Origin of the sequence: Nocardia sp. NPDC023852 (assembly GCF_040639505.1) — a bacterium.
Taxonomy (GTDB): Bacteria; Actinomycetota; Actinomycetes; order Mycobacteriales; family Mycobacteriaceae; genus Nocardia.
The window spans coordinates 66,522-88,718 of record NZ_JBFAAB010000015.1 but is presented as its reverse complement, the minus strand read 5'-3'; the positions used below and the strand labels follow the sequence as shown (position 1 = coordinate 88,718).

The window sequence follows — 22,197 nt, the reverse complement described above, 5'->3', positions numbered from 1 at the left end:
GATCAGACCCGCTCGATGATGGTGGCCACGCCCATGCCGCCGCCGATGCACAGGGTGATCAGCGCGTAGCGGCCGTTGCGGCGCTCCAGCTCGTCGACCATGGTGCCGGTGATCATCGCGCCGGTCGCACCGAGCGGGTGGCCCATCGCGATCGCGCCGCCGTTCACGTTCAGCTTCTCGTCCGGGACCTTCAGGTCCTTCTGGAATTTCAGCACCACGGACGCGAACGCCTCGTTGATCTCGACCAGGTCGATGTCATCTAGCGTCAGGCCGGCCTTTGCCAGCGCCTTCTTGGCGGCCGGGGTCGGACCGGTCAGCATGATGGTCGAGTCGGCGCCGCTGGTGGCGGTCGCGACAACACGCGCGCGCGGGGTGAGACCGGACGCCTCTCCCGCTTCCTTGCTACCGACGAGCACGAGCGCGGCACCGTCGACGATGCCGGAGCTGTTACCGCCGTGGTGCACGTGGTTGATCTTCTCGACGAAGTAGTACTTCTGCAGCGCCACCGCGTCGAAGCCACCCATCTCACCGATCACGGCGAAGGACGGCTGTAGCTTTGCCAGGTCCTCGGCCGTGGTACCGGGACGCATGTGCTCGTCCTTGTCCAGCACGATGATGCCGTTCTGGTCCTTGACCGGAACGATCGACTTGGCGAAGTAGCCGCCGGTGGTGGCCTTGGCGGCCAGTTCCTGCGAGCGCACCGCGTAGGCGTCGACGTCGTCGCGGTCGAAGCCTTCGATGGTGGCGATCAGGTCGGCGGACACACCCTGTGGAACGAAGTAGGTGTCGTAGTTGGTGGCCGGGTCGAGCGCCCACGCGCCGCCATCCGAACCCATGGGCACGCGGGACATGGACTCGACGCCGCCGGCCAGGACCAGATCGTCGAAGCCGGAGCGCACCTTCTGCGCGGCCAGGTTGACCGCCTCGAGCCCGGAGGCGCAGAAGCGGTTGAGCTGGAAGCCGCCGACGGTGTCGGGCAGTCCGGCCACGGTCACCGCCGTGCGGGCGATGTCGGCGCCCTGGTCACCGACCGGCGCGACCACGCCGAGAATCAAGTCGGAGATCCGATCCTCGTCGAGGTTCGGGAAGCGGCCGCGCAGCTCCTGGATCAGACCAACAGTCAAGTCGATCGGCTTGACCGAGTGCAGCGAGCCGTTCTTCTTGCCGCGGCCGCGCGGAGTGCGGATGGCCTCGTAAATGTAGGCCTCTGTGGTCATATCGGAGTGTTCCTTCCTTAAAGGTGCGCGGCCGGACCCTCGTCCGTCCGGGCGCTCTGTGCGGCAACACCGCGTGCTGCGGCATGGCTGCGGCTGACCTCATCGACCGGTCGTGCGACCGACCGTCCTGACGCTGTACAAAACAGGGCAAGCAATAGCGAACGCATGCTCCCGGTCGCCCGTACGCCTGCGCCCACCATAGAACCTCGTCATACCGAAGCTCACGGCCACCCGTTCATACTACCGGCGATGTGCGAACTGCGGTTAACTTAACGTCGTCTGAGCGGTGGTTGTCAACCATCCAACCGTGTGGCACCGAGCTCACTCTTCAGCAATTCGAGAGCGACCTCGTCCGGATCACGCCGGTCGCCGGGAGCCACCGGATCCGCCGCGGCGGCCAGCATCTCTTGCTCCTCCTCCGGCGTCGAGGCGGGAACGACCCCGTCGTTGTCCCATCCGCTGCTGGCCCGGACTTCGTTTCCGCTCGCAGCGGCATCGAATGGCGCGGAGTCCGCGGGGCCGGGATCGTCCGGCAGATCGGGGTAGTCGGGCGGTGGAATATCGTCATCTCCGCCGAACGGACGCGAGTCGGAGCGACCGGGGCGCGACCTGCCGGCACCGGCCGGCTGGTCCCCGCCTGCGTTCCTGGCCTGACTCGGGCGCGAATAACGTGGCGGCGCGGCGGCATCCGAACCACGTCCCGACACATTGCCCGATTCACGTCCAGAGGCTTGGTTGCCCGCCGATCCGCGCTGCCGGTTCCCCCCACCGCCGGACCGGGGCGCCGCGGCGGGACGCGGCGCCGCACCGCCCGCTTCCCAGCGCACCTCATGGTCGCGACCGAGCACAGCACGCACCGCCGACCGCACCGCTTCCACATTCCGCGGATCAGACAATCGCTGCGCCAGTGGGGCGTGCTGATGTGTGAGCACGATGACATCGCCCTCGACGCGCGACACCGACGCGCCTGCCAGCATCGCCTGCACGGCCGCGCCGAACTCGCGCACCGTGGTGCGGATCTCCGCCCAGGCGGCTTCCACCTCGCGCAGCAGGTCACCGCTCTGCGCGCCGGGTTCCGGTTGTCCGGGTTCGTGCGTCGAGCGAGCTTCCGCAGGTGCGGTATACGCGGACCCGGCAGTCGACGGCGTGGCCCGATCCGCCGATGCGGTATTCGCCTCCGAGGCCTGCGCAGCGGACGTACCCGTCGGCTGGGCGTTCGCGGCGGACGAAGGACCCTCAGCCGCATCGCCTGCGGAAATAGGCTGCACCGCCGCGGAGTCCGGGTTCTGTACAGCGGGAGGACGGCGACTCGCGCCCGATTCGGCGCCGGCGGGTGCCGAACCGGATCGTTCGGCTGCTGCCGCGGAACCACCTGGAGCGTTCGCGGAGTCGGCCACCGAGCCCGGGTGGGCGGCTACAGGTCTCGACTCGGTGGACATGGCGGGTCCGCCTGGCGACGAAAGCGCCGCGCTACTTCCGAATGAGCCATCCGATGCGTCCGGCGCGGCACCCGACGAACCCGGTCCGGTGGTAGCGGCGGCATTCCGACCACCCTCCGCTCCTACGACCGACGACGGGGATACACCGACCTGTGCGGATCGACCGTCTTCCTGCTCGGGACCATCACTTCGAACGTCAGACGCGCTGCCGGCCGGCTCCCCGGTGGCGGACTCGCCACCAGCCGAGGACACGCCGGACGCACCACGACCGGCGGATCCGAGATGCGTCCCACCCTCTGCGGAATCCTCGCCGGCGATATGCACTGCGCGATCGACAGGTCCGGTATCGACAGACGCCGCACCACCAGGACCCTCGGACTGTGCCGTACCGCTCGTAGGCACCGCAGCACCGATGGGCGGGCTATCGCCAACCGACGCGGCACCATCGGTTCCAGTAGCATCCGCAGATGCGGCGGACCCGGCAGCCGAGGCCGTACCGGCAGGCGAGCTGCCGCCTTGGTTCTCCCGGCGAATAGCAGCCAGTGCCTCCGCGCCGCGGCGCCGCGTCGGATCGGACGGCGATGCGCTCGCAGGCGCGGGCCGGGCAGGTGCCGGAGACGCGGCCGCGAGGGCGCCGCTCGCGACCCCCCGCTCCAATCGTTCCAGGCGCTGCAGCGTGGCGGATTCGGCGTCGGAGACCGAGGGCAGCAGCATGCGAGCGCAGACGACCTCGAGCAGAAGTCGGGGCGCGGTGGCACCGCGCATCTCACCGAGCCCTTCGTGCAACAGCTCGGCGTAGCGGGTCAAGGTGGCCGAACCGAGACGCTCGGCCTGATCGCGCATGCGGTCGAGCACGTCGCCGGGGCCGGTGACCAAACCGCGATCGGTGGCATCGGGCACCGCGCGCAGCAGGATCAGGTCACGGAAGCGGTCGAGCAGGTCGACGGCGAAACGGCGCGGGTCGTGTCCCGCCTCCATCACCCGATCCACCGTGCCGAACAGCGCCGCCCCGTCGTCGGTGGCCAACGCCTCGACGGCGTCGTCGATCAGCACCACGTCGGTGACGCCGAGCAGAGACACCGCGCGGGAGTAGGTGACGCCCTCCGGGCCCGCGCCGGCCACGAGCTGGTCGAGCACACTCAGGCTGTCGCGCGGCGAACCACCGCCCGCGCGAATCACCAAGGGATATACCGCTTCTTCGACCGGCACGTGCTCCTGCTCGCAGATCCGGCCCAGCAGCCCGCGCATGGTCGCCGGTGGCAACAGCCGGAACGGATAGTGGTGCGTGCGCGAGCGGATGGTGGGCAGCACCTTGTCCGGCTCGGTGGTCGCGAAGATGAAGATCAGGTGGGCGGGCGGCTCCTCGACGATCTTCAGCAGCGCGTTGAAGCCCGCGGTGGTGACCATGTGTGCCTCGTCCACGATGAACACCCGGTACCGGGACTCGGCGGGGGCATAGAAGGCGCGGTCGCGCAGTTCGCGGGTGTCGTCGACACCGCCGTGGCTCGCGGCGTCGAGCTCGATCACATCCAGGTTGCCCGGACCACCGGGACCGAGCGCCACGCAGGACGGGCAGACACCGCATGGCGTCGAGGTGGGACCCTGCACACAGTTCAGCGACCGGGCGAGAATGCGCGCCGAAGAGGTCTTGCCACAGCCCCGCGGACCAGAGAACAGGTAGGCATGACTGATTCGTCCCGTGTCGAGCGCGATACTCAGCGGGTCGGTAACGTGCTCCTGACCCACCACCTCAGCGAATGTTGCCGGTCGGTACTTTCGGTACAGAGCCACGGCCAGAGGTTACCGGCGAGCGCCGACAAAGAACATTCGCGCCCGGAGCGGCCCGGCATGGGTACATTGCCCACAGCATATGTGATATAGATCACAGAATACGTCGTGACTTCTTCTACCCCACTCTCCGGCGATATAGACGGCAATGTGTCAGCAATCACCCATCGCCGCTAACCGAACCGGGGCGTTTATCATCACGCCCTCCCTCCTAGCGCGAAAACATGTACTCACACCCCGCTACGCCGCAAGTTTGTGGACATAACGAAAAAGTCACCGTTGGTGACATAAGCGCAATCGTCTGGCTAACGTGGCAGTCGGCAACTTCGGTAGCCAAACCTTCATCAGGTTGGTGACCCCGGCCGGTCCCTCATCCCGACCGGGGCACAACCACCGAGTTCGGCCCACGGTGACCAGAACCAATTCCCACACTTCCACCGGAGGAAATTCCACCGTGCCGTCGTGTGACGACATCGCCGCCGCCTGGCTGTCCAGTACCGATTTCGCAGGCGATCACTCCGCCGTCGCCTTGTTGAGCCGGGCGATCAGCCCGCAGGACTTCGCGATCAGGCGCGATTCACTGCCGGTGACCGCCGCGGCCGACCCGGCCACCGCCGCCGCCATTCTCGAACTCCTGGAACGCGGTCAGGTGCCCACCATCGCCGCGATCCGCACCCTGACCACCCAGAACGAGATGCGCCGCGAGGCCGAGCGCATCGAGCGGCTCGGGCGGCGCGCCCAGCGCAGCATCGACGACTTCGGCCGGGTACTCGCCAGACTGGCGGACGCGCACTGGACCTCGCACGGCATCGGGCCGACGCGCCGCGACGTGCTGTGCTCCGAGCAGATCATGACCCTGATCCGCACCCGCATCGGCGATATCGCACCATCGGCCGTGAAGCACCTCTGGCTGATCGAGCGGGCGCAGCGCGCAGGCTGGATCGCTTCCAATGCAAATCCCGGATCCCTCTGTGCCGCAAGGCGTTTCCATGCCGCGCAGTACGGCAACCGAGTATCGCTGCGCCCGGTCAACACCATCGGCACCGCGGTCGCGGCCTATCTCAACGACTACCTGGCCGAGCACGGACACCCGCCACGCTGGTCGGTGGTCACGCAGGAATTGCGCGACGACCGAGGCCGCCGGATCTTCCACAACACCGCCGACGCCCGCGCTCAGCAACTCTGGTTGACCACGGCGGAGTGGGTCACGATGCACGACGACTCCCCCGTCCCCGGTCGCAGGGGAATTCGGGCAATCCGCAAGTCCCGCAGCTGACCTGCGGCGCATCCCGATCTCTCGACACCCATAGGTTAACGGCGTTAGTCTAACGCCGTTAACCTATCGAGCGGAGCGCGCCCCGATGCTGACCCGGATAGCCCGATTCACCACCCGATTCCCCCGTGCCGTGCTCGCAGCCGCGTTCGCTCTCGCCGTGCTGTGCGGCATCTTCGGCGCAACCGCGGCCGCGCATCTGAAGTCCGGCGGATTCACCTCTGAGGACGCCGAGTCCGTACGGGTGGTCCAGCTGATCGCCGACAACTTCGGCGGCGCCGCGCCCAATTTCGTGCTGCTGGTCAGCTCCGACGCCGGCGCGAACGATCCCGCTACCAAGGCAGCGGGAATCGGGCTGACCGACACCCTGAAAGCGCGCGCTGACGTGCAGGGCGTCCAGTCCTACTGGACCGCCGCGCCGCCGCTGTCCACCGCTTTGCGCAGCGGCGACGGCAAGAGCGCCCTGGTGGTCGCCTTCCTCACCGGAGACGAATCCCACGTCCAACAGACCGCGGGCGAGCTGACCGATCAGCTCGCCGGAACCTCCGACGGCGTCACGGTCCGCCAAGGCGGCATCGCCGCGATCTACCACGATGTGACCAAGCAGACCACACAAGACCTCGCCCTTGCCGAAGGCGTGGCGTTGCCGCTGGTGATGATCGTGCTGATCCTCGTGTTCGGCAGCGTGATCGCCGCCGCGCTACCGCTGGCGATCGGCTTGTTCGCGATCGCGGCGACGCTGGCCATTCTGCGCTTGTGCACGCAGTTCACCGATGTCTCGATCTACGCGCTGAACATGACGACTGCCATGGGGCTCGCGCTGGCCATCGACTACAGCTTGTTCATTGTGAGCCGCTACCGGGAGGAACTGGGCAACGGTCTCGACCCGACCGCGGCCACCATCCGCGCCGTACAAACCGCGGGACGAACCGTGCTGTTCTCCGCGCTCACCGTCGCCCTCTCGATGGCCGTGCTGAGCGTGTTCGACCTGTACTTCCTCAAGTCTTTCGCCTATTCGGGCGTCGCCGTGGTCGTCGCGGCCGCGGCCGCCTCGATCCTGATCCTGCCCGCCGCGCTCGTGCTGCTCGGCCATCGGGTCAACGCCCTCGATCTGCGAGTTCCCCTGCGTCGGCTGTTCCGTCCCGGCACTCCGGCGCCGGCCACGCCTGCGCCGGAGGAGACCCGCTGGTACCGAACGGTCACCGCGGTGATGCGGCATGCGGCGCCGGTCGCGGTCGTGCTCATCGTGGTGTTGCTCGCGCTCGGCGCACCGTTCCTCTCGGTGAAGTTCGGCTACCCCGACGACCGGGTGCTCCCGGTCAGCGCGGCCAGCCGTCAGGTCGGTGACGCATTGCGCAGCCAGTTCCCACAGGCGGACCCGGCTGCCACTACAACGATCGTGTTGGACGGCTACCGCGGCGATACCGCGGCGATCGGCGCGTACGCCGCCGAGCTATCCGAGGTGGACGGCGTGCCCGCGGTGCAGTCCAGCGCCGGGATCTACGTCTCTGGATTGCGTCTCGCGACGGCCACGCCCGGTATGGCCAATGACACGGGGACCTACCTCAACGTCGCCACCGAGCTCGACCCATTCTCCCCCGCGGGTGAGCGGCAGCTGCAAGCGATCAGGGCGGTACCCGCGCCTGGCCCCGCGCTCTACGGCGGCGCCGCGGCGATCAACGCCGACTCGCTGGACGCACTGGCCGCCCGGCTGCCGCTCGCGGGCGCGCTGATCGCGCTGACCACCTTCGTCGTGCTGTTCCTGTTCACTGGAAGCGTCGTGCTTCCACTCAAAGCGCTTGTGTTGAATACTCTTTCGCTCGCCGCCGCGTTCGGTGCGATGGTATGGGTGTTCCAGGATGGCCACCTGTCCGGGCTACTGGGCTTCACCCCGGTCGGCTATCTGGTGCCGACCATGCCGATCCTGATGTTCTGCTTGGCCTTCGGCCTGTCGATGGACTACGAGGTGTTCCTGCTCTCGCGCGTGCGTGAGGAGTGGTTGGCCGGGCACGACAACACCCGCGCGGTCGCGATCGGCGTCGCCCGCACCGGCCGCATCTTCACTGCGGCCGCCGTGCTGATGGCCATCGTGCTGGGTGCCCTTATCACCTCCAAGGTGTCGTTCATGCAGCTGATGGGGCTCGGCCTCACACTGACCGTGCTCGCTGACGCGACAATCATTCGCGGCCTGCTCGCACCGGCGCTCATGCGGCTGCTCGGCCCGGCGAATTGGTGGGCGCCGCAACCGCTTGCCCGCCTGCACGCCAAGATCGGGCTGACCGAGAGCGACCACACGTCCGCGACACCCGAGTTCGAAACCGCGGATCGCCCGTGATCGGCTCGCACCGGCCGCGGTCGCCGCGCGGCTCCGGAGCCCGGCTACGCGAGGAGATCCTGCGCGCCACAGCCGACCTGCTCGCACGCACCGGTGCCGCCGAGGCGGTGTCGATCCGCGCGGTGAGCGAGCTGGTCGGGGTGAGCGCGCCGTCGATATATAGGCACTTCGCGGACAAGGACGAGCTCATCGAAGCCGTCGTTGCCCAGGTCTTCGAGGACCTCGCCGAGGCGTTGCGGACGGCCACCGATCCGGCGAGCCCGCCGATGACCCAGCTGCGTGACCAGGGTATGGCCTACGTACGGTTCGCCCTCGCGCATCCCGAGCAGTACCGGCTGGCGACCGCGGCCACGAAGAGCGGAGGCGCGGTCGATCAAGTGCTCACCAGTGGAGCGTTCCAGCATTTCGCGGCAACTGTGCACAAGTGCATGGACGAGGGGACGATGGCACCGCGCGATCCGCTGCCCGTCGTGCTGGAACTCTGGTCCGTCGCCCACGGCATCGCTTCCTTGCTGATCGCCAAGCCCTACCTGCCCTGGGGCGACGCGGAAGCGGCCGCGTCGCGCGTGATGGGCGCCGCGTGCATCGGATACAGCGTGCTCGACCTGATCGGCGAGGACCTGCCGACACCGGAAACGGTTACCGCCTGGCTCGGCCGTCTACGGCACCACGGTTCCCCCACCTGACCAGCCGCCGCTCGACGGGACGGCCGTAGGTGACCGTTCGGGCCGCGCCGGATCGGCGTGGGGGTCACTTCGGCCGCCTACCCACCGACCGTCCACACCACGCCGAGGACGATCCAGGAGCGTTGATCACCGCGGAGCGGCGGTTTATGTGGTTGCCGGAAGGCCGTGATTGCGCTCGGCGCGGACGGGTGGCGCCATCATCTCAGTTCACCTCGCCCGGGGATGCGGTGAACGTATTGCACTGGGCCGCAAGGTTTTTGTCCAACCCTGTCTCGAACCACTGGCCGCCGTTCTCAGACGTGCCGTGGTCGCGCATGTCACCTGCCTGGTCACCACGACCGTACGCGTCCTTACGCGCCAAGGTGAGTTGCGGGTTGGTCAGCGAGCCACCTCTGGCCGAGGACGCGAGGTACATGCCGTCGAAGCAGTTGGCCTGCAATTCGACTCGGCGGGACAACTCCAGCCCCTTGGGGCTGCGCGGGCCCACGTCGGCCCGATCACTGTTGGCCTTGCGCAGAATGCCGGACATCGCCTGCACGTGGTGTCCGTACTCGTGTGCGAAGACCGACAGGTAAACCACCCAGTTGTCCTTGAAGTAGTCGGTCTGCAGCTGGCTGATCGGCATATAGATGGTTTTGTTCGCCGGGCAGTAGAATGCGGCGAAATTGCTCGTCGACCCGGTACACGGCGTCGTGATGCCCGTCGTGGTCGCGCTGACATTCAGCGCGGGCGGCTGGAACGGCAGATTCGCCTTTCGCAACACCGGTTTCCACGCCACCTCCAGGCATGACGCGGCGCTTTCGAAGAACTTGCGCGCGGCGTCGACCTGCGTGCCCCACGGGGAGTAGGCGCACCGCGCCGGGAGCAGCGTCGCGTTCGGGTCTGTGAGCAGCGGGTTGCTGCCCGTCTCGGCCGGACCCGCCGAGCCGTCTGGTCGAGGAGCGAAAGTGAAGGTGGGCTGCGGACCGGACGGGCCGCTGTTGTTCCGTCCGACCGAGATCGCGTTGCGCACCAGCCCTCCGGCGACGAGGAACACGACGACGATCAACAGCGCCACCCATCCACCGCTACCTCGTTTGCGTGGCGGCGGATACGGCGGTCGACCGGGCGGACCGTACGGCATCGGCGGCGGCATCTGCGGGCGATAACCCGGTGGTGGACCGTAAGCGGGAGGCGAATAACCGGGCGGCGGACCATAACCCGGCGGCGGACCGTACGCCGGTGGTGAACCATAAGCAGGCGGCGGACCGTAGCCTGGCTGGGGAGGAATCGGGCGCCCGCCATGCGGAACCGGTCCGTATCCGTACGGTGGTTGTGTCACGCCCCCGTACCCCCTCATCTCATGATCGCCGACAGCCGCTGACGCAGGATAGCAAGCTGTCTAGAGTAGGCAGCCATGCTGACTTTTCGGGGGGGCGCCGTGGGCGCGCTTCTTCTCGCCACCGCGGGGATGCTCGCGACCGCCCCGGTCGCCCACACGGAGCCCGCACCGAGCGGTGTGACCATCACCGCCGACCTGAAACTCAGCCGCGAAGGCGTCCTCGAGGTAGTAGAGCAGGTGGCGGTGCCACCGGACGGCGCCTTCCGGATGTCACTTCCACTGCGGCTGCAGGTGAGCGACGACGTCGAGCGGGTTTTCCAGGTCACCGACGTGAACACCGAGGGCACGGGCACGGCGACGGTGGCCGGCGACCAGTTCACCATCGAGGCGCGACCCGGCGAATCCACCTTCAAGTACTCGGTGCGCAACACCGTCAGCGAAGCGCCGGGTACCCAGGTTTTCCATTGGCTCGGCGTACTGAACACCGACATCGCCTCGATCAGCGCTTCGTTGATCAGCCCGAGCTTCGAGATGGGCATCGTCGACTGCAAACTCGGCCCGCCCGGCAACGCCCGGCCATGCGCGGACGTCAAGATCGAGACCGACGGTGTGCTCTTCCTCGAGCAGACCGATCTGCACAAGGGCGACGTCATCGATCTGACCCTGCAACTGCCGCCTGGCACCGTGCCGAGCAACGCCGACGTGCGCGGCAGCGGCGACGCGGGCCCGTTCACGATCACCATGCCTGCGCTGGTCGCGTTCGGTGTGCTGCTGCTCGCACTGGCGGGCGTGATCGCCTTCGCGCTGCGGGCCCGGCGCCGCGACGTCGCAGCAGGCGGTGGTTCGGACACGATCGATCCGCTGCTGCGCGAGGGTGACCGTGTGCAGTTCATCTCGCCCGACGGAGCGCTGCCCGGGGAGGCGGGCCTGCTGCTGGACGGGCACGTCGATCCGGTCGATATCGCCGCGACAGTGGTGGATCTCGCAGTGCGCCGGTATATCTGGATCACCCCGCTCGGCGACACCGACTGGCGGATCAACCGGGTGAACGCCCCCGACGACCAGCTGCGGGATTACGAGAAGGCGGTCTACCGGGCGTTGCTGCCCGACGGCACCGACACGGTGACCGTCACCGACCTACGCAACCCGGGCCGCGTGCAATCCGGTCCGGTGCGCACCGCCTTGCTGGCCGACGCCGTCACCCGCGGTAGCTTCACCGACCGCCGCCGCCCCGGCCTCGCGGTATGGCTGGGCGGTGCGCTGATCGTCGCGGGCATCGCCGCGACCGTCGCGCTCGCGCTCACCTCCGGGCATGCCCTGGTCGGCGTCGCCATCGCGCTCGCCGGTGTCGCGACCGTCCTGCTTCCGAAGTACCTGCCGGTCAGGACCGCGCGCGGAGTGGAGCTCACCAGGCAGATCCGCGCGCTGCAGCGCGGCCTGGAAGCGACTCGACGCGACCAGATCCCACCGCTCGACCAAGAGACGGTGTTCTCCCGTGCCCTGCCGTTCATGGTGATCGGCGGACGCGCCGACAACTGGATTCGTGCCTTCCGCGACCTCGACCCGTCGGCCGACTCGCAGCCCGGCCTCTACTGGTTCGGTGGCTTCGAACACGACCGCAACCTGCAGCGCTTCGCGGGACACTTCCCATTCTTCATCACCGCGCTGGAAGGTCTGTTCGCCACCGGACATCCACATCGGTAGTGCCGCACGCCGATGAGGAGAGGGCGACCAGCGACAGCGGCCGGTCGCCCTCTCTCGATCTCTCAGTCGCCCAGTGTGGTGCGCCGGATCGCGGCGAGCGGATCGGCGTACAGCACGCTCAGCGAGGTGACCACGGCGGCGAATTCCTGCACCTTGCCGCCGAATCCGCTGATTCGGATATCGGTCGGAGGCAGGGTCGAACCCTGGTTGAACGCACGCGCTACATGCCCGACCGCGGGCCGGTAGCCGGTGAAGGCTTGGCCACCCAGAATCACGCGATCAGGGTTGAGCATGTCGCGCACCATCGCCACGGTGTGGCCGAGGATGGTGGCGCGCTCGGCGAGCAGTTCACGCGCGGGCTCCGAGCCCGACTCCGCAGCCCGGTACAGGTCCGCGATGGTCGATCCCGCGGTTCCGTTGTGCGCTGGGATGATTCCGCGACCGACGGCCCTGGAGTGCAGTGACCGATCACCCACGGTTACCTCCAGGCAGCCGCGCCGTCCGCAGGCGCATTCGACGTCCGAGCCGGTGGGAAGATGCGCGATCGAGCCGGGGCCGTTGCTCGGCGTGTGCACGCGGCCATCCAAAGTCACAGCTACACCGGCGGTTTCGCGGACGTAGAAGTACAGGCTGCTGCCACGCTCCACGCGAGCTTGGTCGCGCGGTTCGACGGTGCGCAGCAACAGCTCCGAGCCGGCCATCGCCTCGACGTGCGGCGCCACCGAGACGGGCAGCTCGAGCACCTCGCCGAGCACCGAACCGACTTGCGCACCACGCCAATCCAGCTTGGGGTGGTCGACGACGCCGGTGAGCGGATCGACCCGGCCGCCGATCGCGACGCCTGCCCATAGCGCCTTGCGCCGATGCCAGCGCTGCAGGAACGCCTTGGCGCTGCGGGCGACGGTGGTGGTGGCGAACTCCTGTCCGGTCTGCGGGGTAGCGATGGCGAGGCCACCTAGGATGCGGCCGCGCAGGTCGGCCGCGACGATCTTGGTGACCGCGGCACCGATGTGGATACCGATGGTCAGGTAGGCCTCGTGGTCGAGTTCGAACGGCACCCGGGGACGTCCGACCGCACCCGAGGCCGTCAGGTCCGGGCGCTCACGCAGCAAACCGGCGGCGAGTAGTGCGGACACCTGACGGTTGACCGTCGCGATGCTCAAACCCGTTGTGCGCGCGGCATTGTCACGCGAAACGGGACCACCGGTCGCGGCGCGGATAACCGCTGCCGCCGGGTTGTCGGCGATCCGTAGTTCGGGAGCGACCACCGGACGCTGAACACGAGTACGACCGGCGGCAACCCTGGGGACGGATCGTTCGAGGGTAGGGAGGGACATTGTGCAGATCCTTGCCGAAGTCCCGCAACCGAACGGGACGTGCCTACATGGGCGACGAAGCAGCAAACGAGCTGGAAAACCGGCTCAGCCGCAGCAAGAGGTACAACACAGTTCCCGTGTCAATGGCAGCCGCAGACCCAGTGCGGCAGTCACATAAGTGACCCGCAGCGAGTTCGATCGGCCAGCAGACATGTCGATAAAGTTAACACCGATTTCCGCGACGCACCAAGCCCCGACGCGCCGTTGTGTGCATGCGCACATAGTTTCCCCAGGTGACAGGCACAAGAATCTCGCCCGGTGGACAAGCCGACTGGGCGAGGTCTTTTCGCTGCGAAGGATTACTTCGGCGCGACGAACGGCCGATTGATCGTCGTGAAGTAGCCCCGATCGCGACCGGAAACGAGGGAAAACGCTGGTAGATTTCACTGGGCGTCAGCCGCTCGCTATTTCGCTTTCGCAGCGGCTTTCGCTTGCTTCTTGAATTCCCGTACTCGAGTCAGGGATTCGGCGTCGGTGACGTCGGCAACGGACCGCTGTGACCCCTCCTCGCCGTACGCGCCCGCCGCCGCGCGCCAACCCTCCGGCCGCACGCCGCGCTGCTTGCCGAGCAGGGCGAGGAAGATCTTGGCCTTCTGTTCGCCGTAGCCGGGCAGGTCCTTCAGTCGGCGCAGCACCTCGGCGCCATCCGGGTCGCCCTTGATCCAGATGTTCTCGGTCTCGCCGTCGTAGTTCTCGATGACGTAGCGCGCCAACTCTTGGGCCCGCCGGGCCATCGAGCGGCCGTAGCGGTGAATGGCGGGTGGGGTCGCGGCGAGATCCTCGAACTCCTGCGGATCAGCCTCGGCGATGCGGTGGATGTCGAAGCCACCCATCCGGTCGGCGATCTTCTTCGGGCCGCGGAACGCGTGCTCCATCGGATACTGCTGGTCCAGAAGCATCCCGAGCAGGGTGGCGAAGTGGTCCTCGGTCAGTAGTTCGTCCGCCTCGACGTCCTGTGCGAGGCAAAGCTTGCGACTCATCGCCTACCTCCTGCTCCCACGGTGTGTGCTCCTGCCGGGTTCGATCATCTCATCGGCGCCGACGACATGGGCACCCGCCAGCGCTCCACACAGTGACTCGAGTCACAGATCTTACGCGCGGGTAGATGGCGCCCCGCGTAGGCTCCTGGCTATGCCTCAGACGACGGCGACACCCACAACGGCCACGGATGGACACGGGCCCATGCACACCTACACTTTGCGCCCCGATCGGTTCGACCGAGCAGGCCAGGATCAGCTCGTCGACGTGCGCGACCTCCAGGCCGCGCTCCCCGGCATCCGCCGACTGCGAACCTGGGCACACGAAGCCCTCGCGCTGCAACCGGGCGAGAACGCGGTGGATATCGGTTCCGGCACCGGCTCCGAGGTCATGGCCTTCGCCGAAGCGGTCGGCCCGGACGGCAGCGCGGTCGGTGTCGAGCCCGACCCGCACCTGCTCGCCGCCGCCGAACGCCGCGCGACCCAGGCCGGCTCCACCGCTAAATTCCACTCCGGCGACGCCTACGGCCTGCCATTCGGCGCGGACAGCTTCGATGCTGCCCTGTGCGAGCGGGTGTTCCAGCACCTGACCGCCCCTGCCCGCGCCGCGAACGAGATCGCGCGCGTGCTGCGCCCCGGCGGCCGCGTCGTTGTGGTGGACAGCGACTGGGGCACCGCGATCGTGCACCCCGGCAACCGGCAGGTTGTGCGCGAGGTAATCGACACGTTGGTGTCGGCGACCACGAATCCGCTCGCCGGGCGCCGCATCCCCGGCCTGCTCACCAAGGCCGGTCTGGTGATCGACGATATCGGCTCGCAAGCCCTGGTGCAGGAGCGCAGTGTGGGCGCAGGCTCGCTGGTCAACAGGATATCGGCGATGGCGGTCGCGCGCGGCGTGATCAGCGAGGCACAGCGGGATCAGCTGATCGCCGACCTGCAGGCGGGCGCCGACAGCGGCGACATCCACCTCTCGGTCACCATGTTCGCGATTCTCGCGCACAAGCCGCGCTGAGGCTGCCGGTGTCCGTCGACGTGCTGACGGAGGTGGTGATCGACCGGTCGCGCGAGTTGGTCGCGGCGTTCGCGGGCGACCCGACGAACGCTCCCGCCTGGTACGCCAGAATCCGCGGCGTCGACTGGCGCACGGCACCACCGCTGCGAGTGGGCTCGCAGATGGACTTCGTCGCGCATTTCCTCGGCAGGCGGCTGGCCTACACCTACGAGGTGATCGACTACGCACCCGGCGAGCGGCTGGTGATGCGAACCCCTGCGGGTCCTTTTCCGATGGAGACGACGTACACCTGGGTGGATACCCCGGAGGGCGGCACACGCATGACACTGCGCAACCGCGGCGAACCGAGCGGATTCGGCAAAATCGCCGCACCCATACTGGAAGCCGCGATCCGACGGGCCAATCACGCCGACCTCGCACGGCTGAAGACGCTATTGGAGACGCGGTAGCCGGCACAGCCGGAACCCAGTCCGCCCTCCGACTGCGCCGGGCCGAGCGACGGCTCGAGGCAGCCGCTTATGCGCCGGGCCGAGCGACGGCTCGAGGCAGCCGCTTATGCGCCGGGCCGAGCGACGGCGAGGCAGCCGCGTAGCCGAGCGCCCGGCATGAAATTCGTGCCGGGCGCTCGCGTTGTGTCCAATTGCTTGCCGAGCAGCTTCTCGTTACTTGCCGAGCAGCTTCTCGGTGGCCGCGAGGAGGACGCAGGTGGCCAGGCCGTCCATCGCCTTCTCCAGCTCGGGCAGCTTCGGGAAGCTCGGTGCGATCCGAATGTTTTTGTCCTCCGGGTCGTTTCGGTACGGAAAGGCCGAGCCCGCCGCGGTCAGCGCGATGCCCGCCTCCTCGGCCAACGCGATCACGCGTGCCGCGGTGCCCTCGAGCACGTCCAGGCTGATGAAGTAGCCGCCCTTCGGCTCGGTCCAGGACGCCACCTTGGACGCGCTGAGCCGGTCTTCCAGGATCTTCAGCACCAGGGCGAACTTGGGCTCCAGGATGGCGCGATGCTTCTGCATGTGCGCGCGCACGCCGTCGGCATTCTTGAAGAAACGCAGGTGACGCAGCTGGTTGATCTTGTCCGGGCCGATGCTCTTCTTCGACGCGTGGCTCAGGTACCAGTCCAGATTCGCCGTGGAGCCGCCGATGAAGCTGACACCCGAGCCCGCGAAGGTGATTTTCGAGGTGGAAGCGAACACCAAGGGGCGGTTCGGGTTTCCAGCCGCGGCGGCCAGGCCGAGCACGTCGAGCACCGGCGCCGCCGTGTCGGTCAGCGGATGCACCGCGTAGGCGTTGTCCCAGAACAGCCGGAAGTCGGGCGCAGCGGTGGGCATCGAAACCAGCTCCCGGACAACATCTTCGGAGAAGACGACACCGGTCGGGTTGGAGTAGTTCGGCACCGCCCACAGACCCTTGATCTGCGGATCGTTCGCCAGCAGTTCGGCGATGGCGTGGGTGTCCGGGCCGTCGTGGCGCATCGGGACGGGGATCATCTCGAAGCCGAGCGCCTCGGTGATCGAGAAATGCCGGTCGTAGCCGGGGGCGGGACACAGGAACTTCAGTGTGTCCTCGGCGGCCCAGCGGCGCTCGGAGTCGTTAGTGCCGTAGAGCATCGCGTAGGCGATCACGTCGTGCATCAGCTCGAGGCTCGCATTGTTGCCGGCGAGCAGATTGTCCACCGGAATACCGAGCAGTTCACCGAAGATCGCGCGGAGCTCCGGGAGACCATGCAGACCACCGTAATTGCGGCAGTCGGTGCCGGTGCCATCGCGGAAATCGCCCTCGCCGGGCAGGGTCAGCAGTTCGGCGGACAGGTCGAGTTGTTCCGGTGAAGGTTTTCCCCGTGTCAAATCCAGCGTGAGCTTCTCGGTCCGGAGCGTCGCGTAGTTCGCGGACTGGGTCTCGTGTTCGGACACGAGCTCCTCGTGGCTCATCAAACCGATCTGCGTTTGCCGGGGCATCCTGGACAGCCTTTCGAAGCAGCAAGGGACGTGGAAGGCCGGGCCGATGTGTGGCCGCGACCGATCATTTGTCCGTGCGGACGCACGCGCGTCCGCGGACGCTGTTCACGTTACCCGTGCGTTGCTCGGAATTGGAGGCGTTATTCGACAGCCGGACATCCGTCCGCGCGATCCCTCTGAAAGGGGACCCCGCGCACCCGGCAGAGCCCGTTGACCCTTGCTGCCTTCCGGCCCTGGGGGGGTTCACAGGATGCGCGCCGCGCGGGATCCGTAGGCCAGTGTAGCGGCTCCCGCGCGAAAGCCGATCTTCGGGTCGACCAACCGTGGCCCACCAGGCACTTCGCCCGATCGACCGGGGCCATTTGGCGACTCACCGGGGGCTACCGGTATGCTGCTGCACGGAGGATTCGCCTAGTGGCCTATGGCGCTCGCCTGGAACGCGGGTTGGGTTAACGCCCTCAGGGGTTCAAATCCCCTATCCTCCGCCACGGCAAACGCCTCTGACTGGATCTCAATGGCTAGTCAGGGGCGTTTTTCGTAATATCCCATCTATTCTGGCAAACGCCCAGTGTTGATGACCATAAGGCCTGTTCAGGGCCGCTTACAGTTATTTCCGCAGGTAGAGGCCGTGTTGACCGCGTCAACATGCCTCGGGATAGGGGTTCGCTCCTCTATCCTCTGCGGCGTCCGCCACAAAAGGCGCAGTCGGCGCCCGTAGGCAGCGCCACGACTGTCGCATTATTGCTACCGGGCAGCCGACATGCAGCCTGATCGGTCTCAGATGTTCCGAGGGTGTGGGACGACAGGCGTTTCCTGGTCACGTTTTCAGTTGACAGAGCCAGCCGGGGAGTTCCTGAAGCCGAAGATCGAGGGCAGTTCGGGATTTAGGAAATGGGTGATACCTGCGATCTGGTCTCCCGAGAGGGTGAGGACGATCAGACCGGATGGTTGAGCCGCAGGATCGTTCGGTTGTCCGAGATAGCACGCGAAGGCGGGTTGGGCGTTGGCCCGGGTGGGCAAAAGCCTGAAGCGCCGCTCAGCTCGTCCAGCCGCGGTCGCCCGGAGGAACTCGGCGATGGCCTCCGCTCCACGGTACTCGTGCGGGGCGGGCGGCATGGCCAGCCAGGCGTCGTCGGTAAGTAGTGCGACCACTGCGTCGACGTTGTCGACGCAAAAGGCGTCGGCAAAACGTTGCGCCAGGTCCGCCTCGGTGTGAGAACCGGACTCGCGGTCCGCGCGGGTGAAATGCCCTCGCGCGAGCGATGTCCGGGCCCGTTGCAGCAAGCCCTTGATCGCCGCAGGAGTCGCCTCCAGCATCGTCGCCACCTCCGCGAGGGAGAAGTCGAGTACGTCGCAGAGGACCAGTACTGCTGTCTGCCGGGGCGGAAGCCGCTGCAACGCGCCGACGAACGCCAGCCGGACGGCCTCCCGGGCCTCGTAACGGGCCGAGGGGCCCGGCGCCGGGTCGAGCCACGCGTCGGGATAGGGCTGCAGCCAAGTGACCTCCTCTCGGCGGGAGGGTTCGGGCACCGCGAACGGCGGAACTGGCACGGGTGGGGGACGGCGCTTGCCGTCACGGATGTAGTTGAGGCAGCGGTTGGTGGCAATCCGGTACAACCATGTCCGCAGCGACGAGCGGCCCGTAAAGCCGCCGAGGCCCCGCCATGCGGCGATCATCGTCTCTTGCAGGAGTTCATCGGCGTCGGTGATCGACCCCAGCATCCGGTAGCAGTGCAGGTGAAGCTCGCGACGATGCGGTTCCATCAGCTCGGCGAAGGCTTGTTCGTCACCCGATCGTGCGAGCTGAAGCACCGAGGAACTCATGGCGTCCGATCATGCCACTGTCCTCGTTTACCCGACCACGACCGTTCCGTTCGCCAGCCAGTTGGTGTCTTAACTACTAGCAACTGCTAGAGGAGGGTCCCATGATCGACACCAATGACACCGTCAGCCAGCCTGTGCAGGCCTACTACAACATTCTGACCGCAGGCCCGACGGAATTCGACGAGGGGCGGCTGCGCGCAATACTGGCCGATGACCTCGTTTTCGAGGGTCCGATCGCCGGCCACGTCGTCGGAGCGGAACCGTTCATCAAAGGAGTCTTCGGATTCATCGACACAATGCGGAGCCTGACGATGCTGCATCAGCTGCGTGCCGAGAGCACGGCGGCCACACTCTACGACGCCGAGATGCCCGATGGTACCGTCCGATTCGCCGAGTTCTTCCAACTCGACGGCGGGAAGATCCAGTCACTCAGGCTGTTGTACGACGCCACCGAGTACCGCGCTCGAGGCGGCCGATGAGTGCTGACCGCCTGTGGACACGATCCGACGATGGCCACCGAGTCGATAGTGCGCGTCCCGATGGCCGCGCTGCCGGGTGCCTACCGGACGAACATGACACTGCTGGCCGAACTGTGTGTGCGAACGGTGGAAAGCCTCCGCCGCAGGACATTCCATCTACTCGGCCTTCCGCTCCAGCAGGCTGAGCTGAGCCGACGGCAGCGTGCAGTCCGACGGCAACATCATCTGCCAGGTGTTGACCGAGTCAACACCTGAGCCTAACGTTTGCATCGCCAGCGTCGAAGGGGCTCGGAGCCCAGTCACTGGCGCTCACCCAGGCGGAGGACAATCTGTACTGGCGAGCGGTGACCCGCTTCGGGCTTCCAGACAGTGCGCGGAAGTTGGCCGCGACGCTGAATTCGGACGGGGTAGCGCTGCCAGACGGGTGCGAAAAGCCGCGATCACGCATTCAGGTTTTCAAGGTTGGCGGCGATGATCTCCGCAGGTGTGCACCGCGCTGTTCATGCTGCGTCAGGCTTCTCGAACCGGGCGACAAAGCTGATTCTGGCGTGCTCATGCTCCACTTCGCACACCTTGCGCAGCACTTTCGCACGATCGACTTCCAAAGTTTCCCGCATTCGCGTCTTGCGAAAGACCGTCAGCAGCACCACCCGCCGCCCCGGCGCCAGCCAGTAGGTGATGCGCATCTCCAGTCCCCTATCCTCCGCAGAGAGCCTGCGGGTCGGGGGCGGTTTTTGCACCGCCTCCGACTAGCGGTCGACAAACCGCGGGATCTGAGGGTTACGGCGCACCATGTTTGGCGCTACCCCTCGAGGTGACGAGTGTCGAGCATTCGCGAACACACCAAGCCCGCGGCGGTTCCTAATTCCAAGTCCTCTACCAGCTAGTCACTATGGCATTGCGTTGCCTTGGCGCGACGGTCAACGAGTTTCATGGCATTGTCGACGGGAAACAGTCACGACCTCCGGTGGAGGTCAAACGTCGATGAGGTTCGTATCATGGTTTTGCGCATGTCGGTGTTGCGAGGACGCCGGGGGTACCGACTGATGGGATCTGTCGCAGCAGCCGCAGTGGTCGCTGTCGCACCGATGTTCATCGCGACTCCGCAGGCGAACGCGGCGGCCGTCGTCGAGCGGATCGACCGCGATGGGCAGCAATGGCAGATGTACATCCGCTCCCCGGCGATGAAGCGGACCATTCACCTCGACGTGCTGGTGCCGGCGAATCAGTCGAAATCCCGGCCGACGGTGCTGCTGCTGGACGGAAACGGGGCGAAGGAATCCCAGCCCAAAAGCACCTGGACGCTACGCGGAGGCGCCAAGGAGTTCTTCGCCGACAAGCCGGTCAATGTGGTGATGCCAGTCGGCGGTGGAGGAACGTACTACACCGACTGGTTGAAAGACGACCCCGTACTCGGACACCAGAAGTGGGAGACCTTCCTCACCGAGGAGCTGCCGCCGTTGATCGACCGCGAGTTGAAAGGCAACGGGACCTACGCTGTTGGCGGGCTGTCGATGGGAGCGGGAGCGGCGGCCATTCTGGCCGCACGACACCCCGGCATGTTCCGGGCCCTGGCAGCCTTCAGCGGTTGCTACTCTGCCGACGGTATCGGGCAACTCTCGGTACGCCCCGTGGTCGAAGCGAAAGGCGGAAACCCGGACAATATGTGGGGTACCGCAGGCAATCCGGAGTGGGACGCGCACGACCCGATGAAACACCTCGACGCGCTGCGCGGCAAACCAGTCCACCTGTACGTCGGCACCGGCGTGCCCGGCCCCGATGATGCCCTGTTCGACGGAAACTGGTCATGGCCCGAGGACCCGCTTCGGGCGAGCGAGATCGAACATGTCTCCCATGACTGCACCGGCGTCACCGGGACCGCCATGGGACTCGCCGGTGCCGATGTCTCAACCGACTGGGCCGCCATCGGCGTCCACTCGTGGCCGTATTGGAAGGCAGCCCTGCCCAAATCCTGGCCTACCCTGAAAGCAGGCCTTGGCGTATAGATTCGAGCTCGAGGCATTTCACCCCGTGGCGGCGACCGCTACTCGCCTGCTGAGCCGACATCTCGCGCACAAAGCACCGCGGTAATCCATCCAACCCTGATCGTCTGGTGATCAGCCCGAGCCACGAAATGCGTTTGTCATCGAACACGAGTTTCCAACCGGCTGGTCGCAGGGTTTTGTCATGGCCTGCCGCCGTCTGTTGACGGTCGACGCCAGCCGCGTTCAGCAGACCGACAAGGCAATCCGCGGAAGAGCTTGTCATCGCTGATCGACCCGAGTCATCTGATACCGGCGCTGGGGAACCACCCAGGGCAGGCCGGCAGCCAGGCATGCCCGGTTGGCCCATTGGCGGATCGTGCGCGGCTGATCGGCGCACAGAGCGAGGAGGTCGTATCCGGACTGGAGCAGACGGCACTCGAGGCATGGCGTCGAAACCGCTGTCAGGCGCCGCATTTGGCATGCGTACCGCAGGGTATCTGCCACCGCTGACTCAGATCGAATGACTACCCCTCGATGATTGCGCGCCCGTTTCAGCCCGTCTCCGCGATCGACGAAGGTGGGCAGGTCGAGGCTGCGGCGCGTGCGTAAGGAGGGTATGGCGTGCAAGGGTGGGCCCGAATGGCGCACTACATGCCTTCGGCCACCGCGAGGATCTCCTCGGTCCAGTGGCCGGCTGGTTCGACCGTCCACGCGGCATCACGGGCCCGGTGACCAGCTGCTCGAGTCCCCTCGCCCGTTGACGTAGTTGTAGATCGTCATCGGCCGTACCTACGGAGGCTCCGGGCCTCTTGCATATGACCGAAACGAT

17 protein-coding genes, 1 tRNA gene and 1 other RNA gene are annotated in these 22,197 nt (G+C 66.8%); 10 read left to right on the top strand and 9 right to left on the bottom strand.

Annotated features, from left to right (window positions below):
- Window positions 1-2: 2 nt before the first annotated feature.
- On the bottom strand, window positions 3-1,217 hold the full coding sequence (locus AB0H00_RS20425) for an acetyl-CoA C-acetyltransferase (RefSeq protein WP_357268280.1): 1,215 nt from the start codon (window positions 1,215-1,217) through the stop codon (window positions 3-5).
- Window positions 1,218-1,510: 293 nt separating this feature from the next.
- Window positions 1,511-4,447 carry a DNA polymerase III subunit gamma and tau gene (locus AB0H00_RS20420; protein WP_357268278.1) on the bottom strand — a complete coding sequence of 979 codons (2,937 nt, stop codon included), beginning with the start codon at window positions 4,445-4,447 and terminating at the stop codon, window positions 1,511-1,513.
- Between the two features lie 451 nt (window positions 4,448-4,898).
- On the opposite strand from AB0H00_RS20420, the gene AB0H00_RS20415 reads away from it, so the two are divergent.
- The 3 genes from AB0H00_RS20415 to AB0H00_RS20405 all read left to right on the top strand — a co-directional run bounded on the left by AB0H00_RS20415 (window position 4,899) and on the right by AB0H00_RS20405 (window position 8,738).
- Window positions 4,899-5,720, top strand: a complete 822-nt coding sequence (locus AB0H00_RS20415) for a hypothetical protein (RefSeq protein ID WP_357268277.1) — start codon at window positions 4,899-4,901, stop codon at window positions 5,718-5,720.
- A gap of 85 nt (window positions 5,721-5,805) precedes the next feature.
- Window positions 5,806-8,052: an MMPL family transporter gene (locus tag AB0H00_RS20410; protein ID WP_357268275.1), complete on the top strand. Its 2,247-nt coding sequence runs from the start codon at window positions 5,806-5,808 to the stop codon at window positions 8,050-8,052.
- A complete protein-coding gene (locus AB0H00_RS20405) occupies window positions 8,049-8,738 on the top strand; it encodes a TetR/AcrR family transcriptional regulator (protein WP_357268273.1) in 690 nt (229 codons plus the stop codon). Before AB0H00_RS20410 ends, AB0H00_RS20405 begins: the two co-directional genes overlap by 4 nt.
- 202 nt (window positions 8,739-8,940) lie before the next feature.
- Here AB0H00_RS20405 and AB0H00_RS20400 read toward each other — a convergent pair whose 3' ends face one another.
- Window positions 8,941-9,795 carry a neutral zinc metallopeptidase gene (locus tag AB0H00_RS20400; RefSeq protein WP_357268271.1) on the bottom strand — a complete coding sequence of 285 codons (855 nt, stop codon included), beginning with the start codon at window positions 9,793-9,795 and terminating at the stop codon, window positions 8,941-8,943.
- Between the two features lie 339 nt (window positions 9,796-10,134).
- Between AB0H00_RS20400 and AB0H00_RS20395 the strand changes: the two genes are divergently transcribed.
- A complete protein-coding gene (locus AB0H00_RS20395) occupies window positions 10,135-11,763 on the top strand; it encodes a DUF2207 domain-containing protein (RefSeq protein WP_357268269.1) in 1,629 nt (542 codons plus the stop codon).
- A 62-nt stretch (window positions 11,764-11,825) separates the two neighbouring features.
- Here the strand turns inward: AB0H00_RS20395 and AB0H00_RS20390 are convergent, their stop codons facing one another.
- Window positions 11,826-13,100 carry an ROK family protein gene (locus tag AB0H00_RS20390; RefSeq protein WP_357268267.1) on the bottom strand — a complete coding sequence of 425 codons (1,275 nt, stop codon included), beginning with the start codon at window positions 13,098-13,100 and terminating at the stop codon, window positions 11,826-11,828.
- Window positions 13,101-13,543: 443 nt separating this feature from the next.
- Complete coding sequence (locus AB0H00_RS20385) at window positions 13,544-14,119, bottom strand: HhH-GPD-type base excision DNA repair protein (RefSeq protein WP_357268265.1); 576 nt, start codon at window positions 14,117-14,119, stop codon at window positions 13,544-13,546.
- 202 nt (window positions 14,120-14,321) lie between these two features.
- Between AB0H00_RS20385 and AB0H00_RS20380 the strand changes: the two genes are divergently transcribed.
- Entirely contained in the window at window positions 14,322-15,128 is an 807-nt protein-coding gene (locus AB0H00_RS20380) for a methyltransferase domain-containing protein (protein ID WP_357268263.1), read from the top strand.
- Between the two features lie 8 nt (window positions 15,129-15,136).
- A complete protein-coding gene (locus AB0H00_RS20375; protein ID WP_357268261.1) occupies window positions 15,137-15,577 on the top strand; it encodes an SRPBCC family protein in 441 nt (146 codons plus the stop codon).
- A 213-nt stretch (window positions 15,578-15,790) separates the two neighbouring features.
- On the opposite strand, the gene AB0H00_RS20370 is transcribed toward AB0H00_RS20375, so the two are convergent.
- Both AB0H00_RS20370 and ffs read right to left on the bottom strand, forming a co-directional pair.
- Window positions 15,791-17,080 (bottom strand): aminotransferase class I/II-fold pyridoxal phosphate-dependent enzyme, encoded by a 1,290-nt coding sequence (locus AB0H00_RS20370; protein WP_357268259.1) that lies wholly within the window; start codon window positions 17,078-17,080, stop codon window positions 15,791-15,793.
- A 178-nt stretch (window positions 17,081-17,258) separates the two neighbouring features.
- Window positions 17,259-17,353, bottom strand: an RNA gene (gene ffs, locus AB0H00_RS20365) — signal recognition particle sRNA small type.
- A 127-nt stretch (window positions 17,354-17,480) separates the two neighbouring features.
- Between ffs and AB0H00_RS20360 the strand changes: the two genes are divergently transcribed.
- Window positions 17,481-17,568, top strand: a tRNA-Ser gene (locus AB0H00_RS20360).
- Between the two features lie 337 nt (window positions 17,569-17,905).
- Here the strand turns inward: AB0H00_RS20360 and AB0H00_RS20355 are convergent.
- Window positions 17,906-18,904, bottom strand: coding sequence for an RNA polymerase subunit sigma-70 (locus tag AB0H00_RS20355; protein WP_357268257.1), 999 nt, complete (start codon window positions 18,902-18,904; stop codon window positions 17,906-17,908).
- Window positions 18,905-19,005: 101 nt separating this feature from the next.
- Here AB0H00_RS20355 and AB0H00_RS20350 point away from each other — a divergent pair, with 101 nt between their 5' ends.
- A complete protein-coding gene (locus tag AB0H00_RS20350; RefSeq protein WP_357268255.1) occupies window positions 19,006-19,383 on the top strand; it encodes a nuclear transport factor 2 family protein in 378 nt (125 codons plus the stop codon).
- 30 nt (window positions 19,384-19,413) lie between these two features.
- Window positions 19,414-19,638 (top strand): hypothetical protein, encoded by a 225-nt coding sequence (locus tag AB0H00_RS20345; RefSeq protein WP_357268253.1) that lies wholly within the window; start codon window positions 19,414-19,416, stop codon window positions 19,636-19,638.
- A 245-nt stretch (window positions 19,639-19,883) separates the two neighbouring features.
- On the opposite strand, the gene AB0H00_RS20340 is transcribed toward AB0H00_RS20345, so the two are convergent.
- A complete protein-coding gene (locus tag AB0H00_RS20340) occupies window positions 19,884-20,069 on the bottom strand; it encodes a hypothetical protein (RefSeq protein ID WP_357268252.1) in 186 nt (61 codons plus the stop codon).
- Between the two features lie 360 nt (window positions 20,070-20,429).
- Here AB0H00_RS20340 and AB0H00_RS20335 point away from each other — a divergent pair, with 360 nt between their 5' ends.
- A complete protein-coding gene (locus AB0H00_RS20335) occupies window positions 20,430-21,389 on the top strand; it encodes an alpha/beta hydrolase family protein (RefSeq protein WP_357268250.1) in 960 nt (319 codons plus the stop codon).
- The last annotated feature ends 808 nt before the right edge of the window (window positions 21,390-22,197 follow it).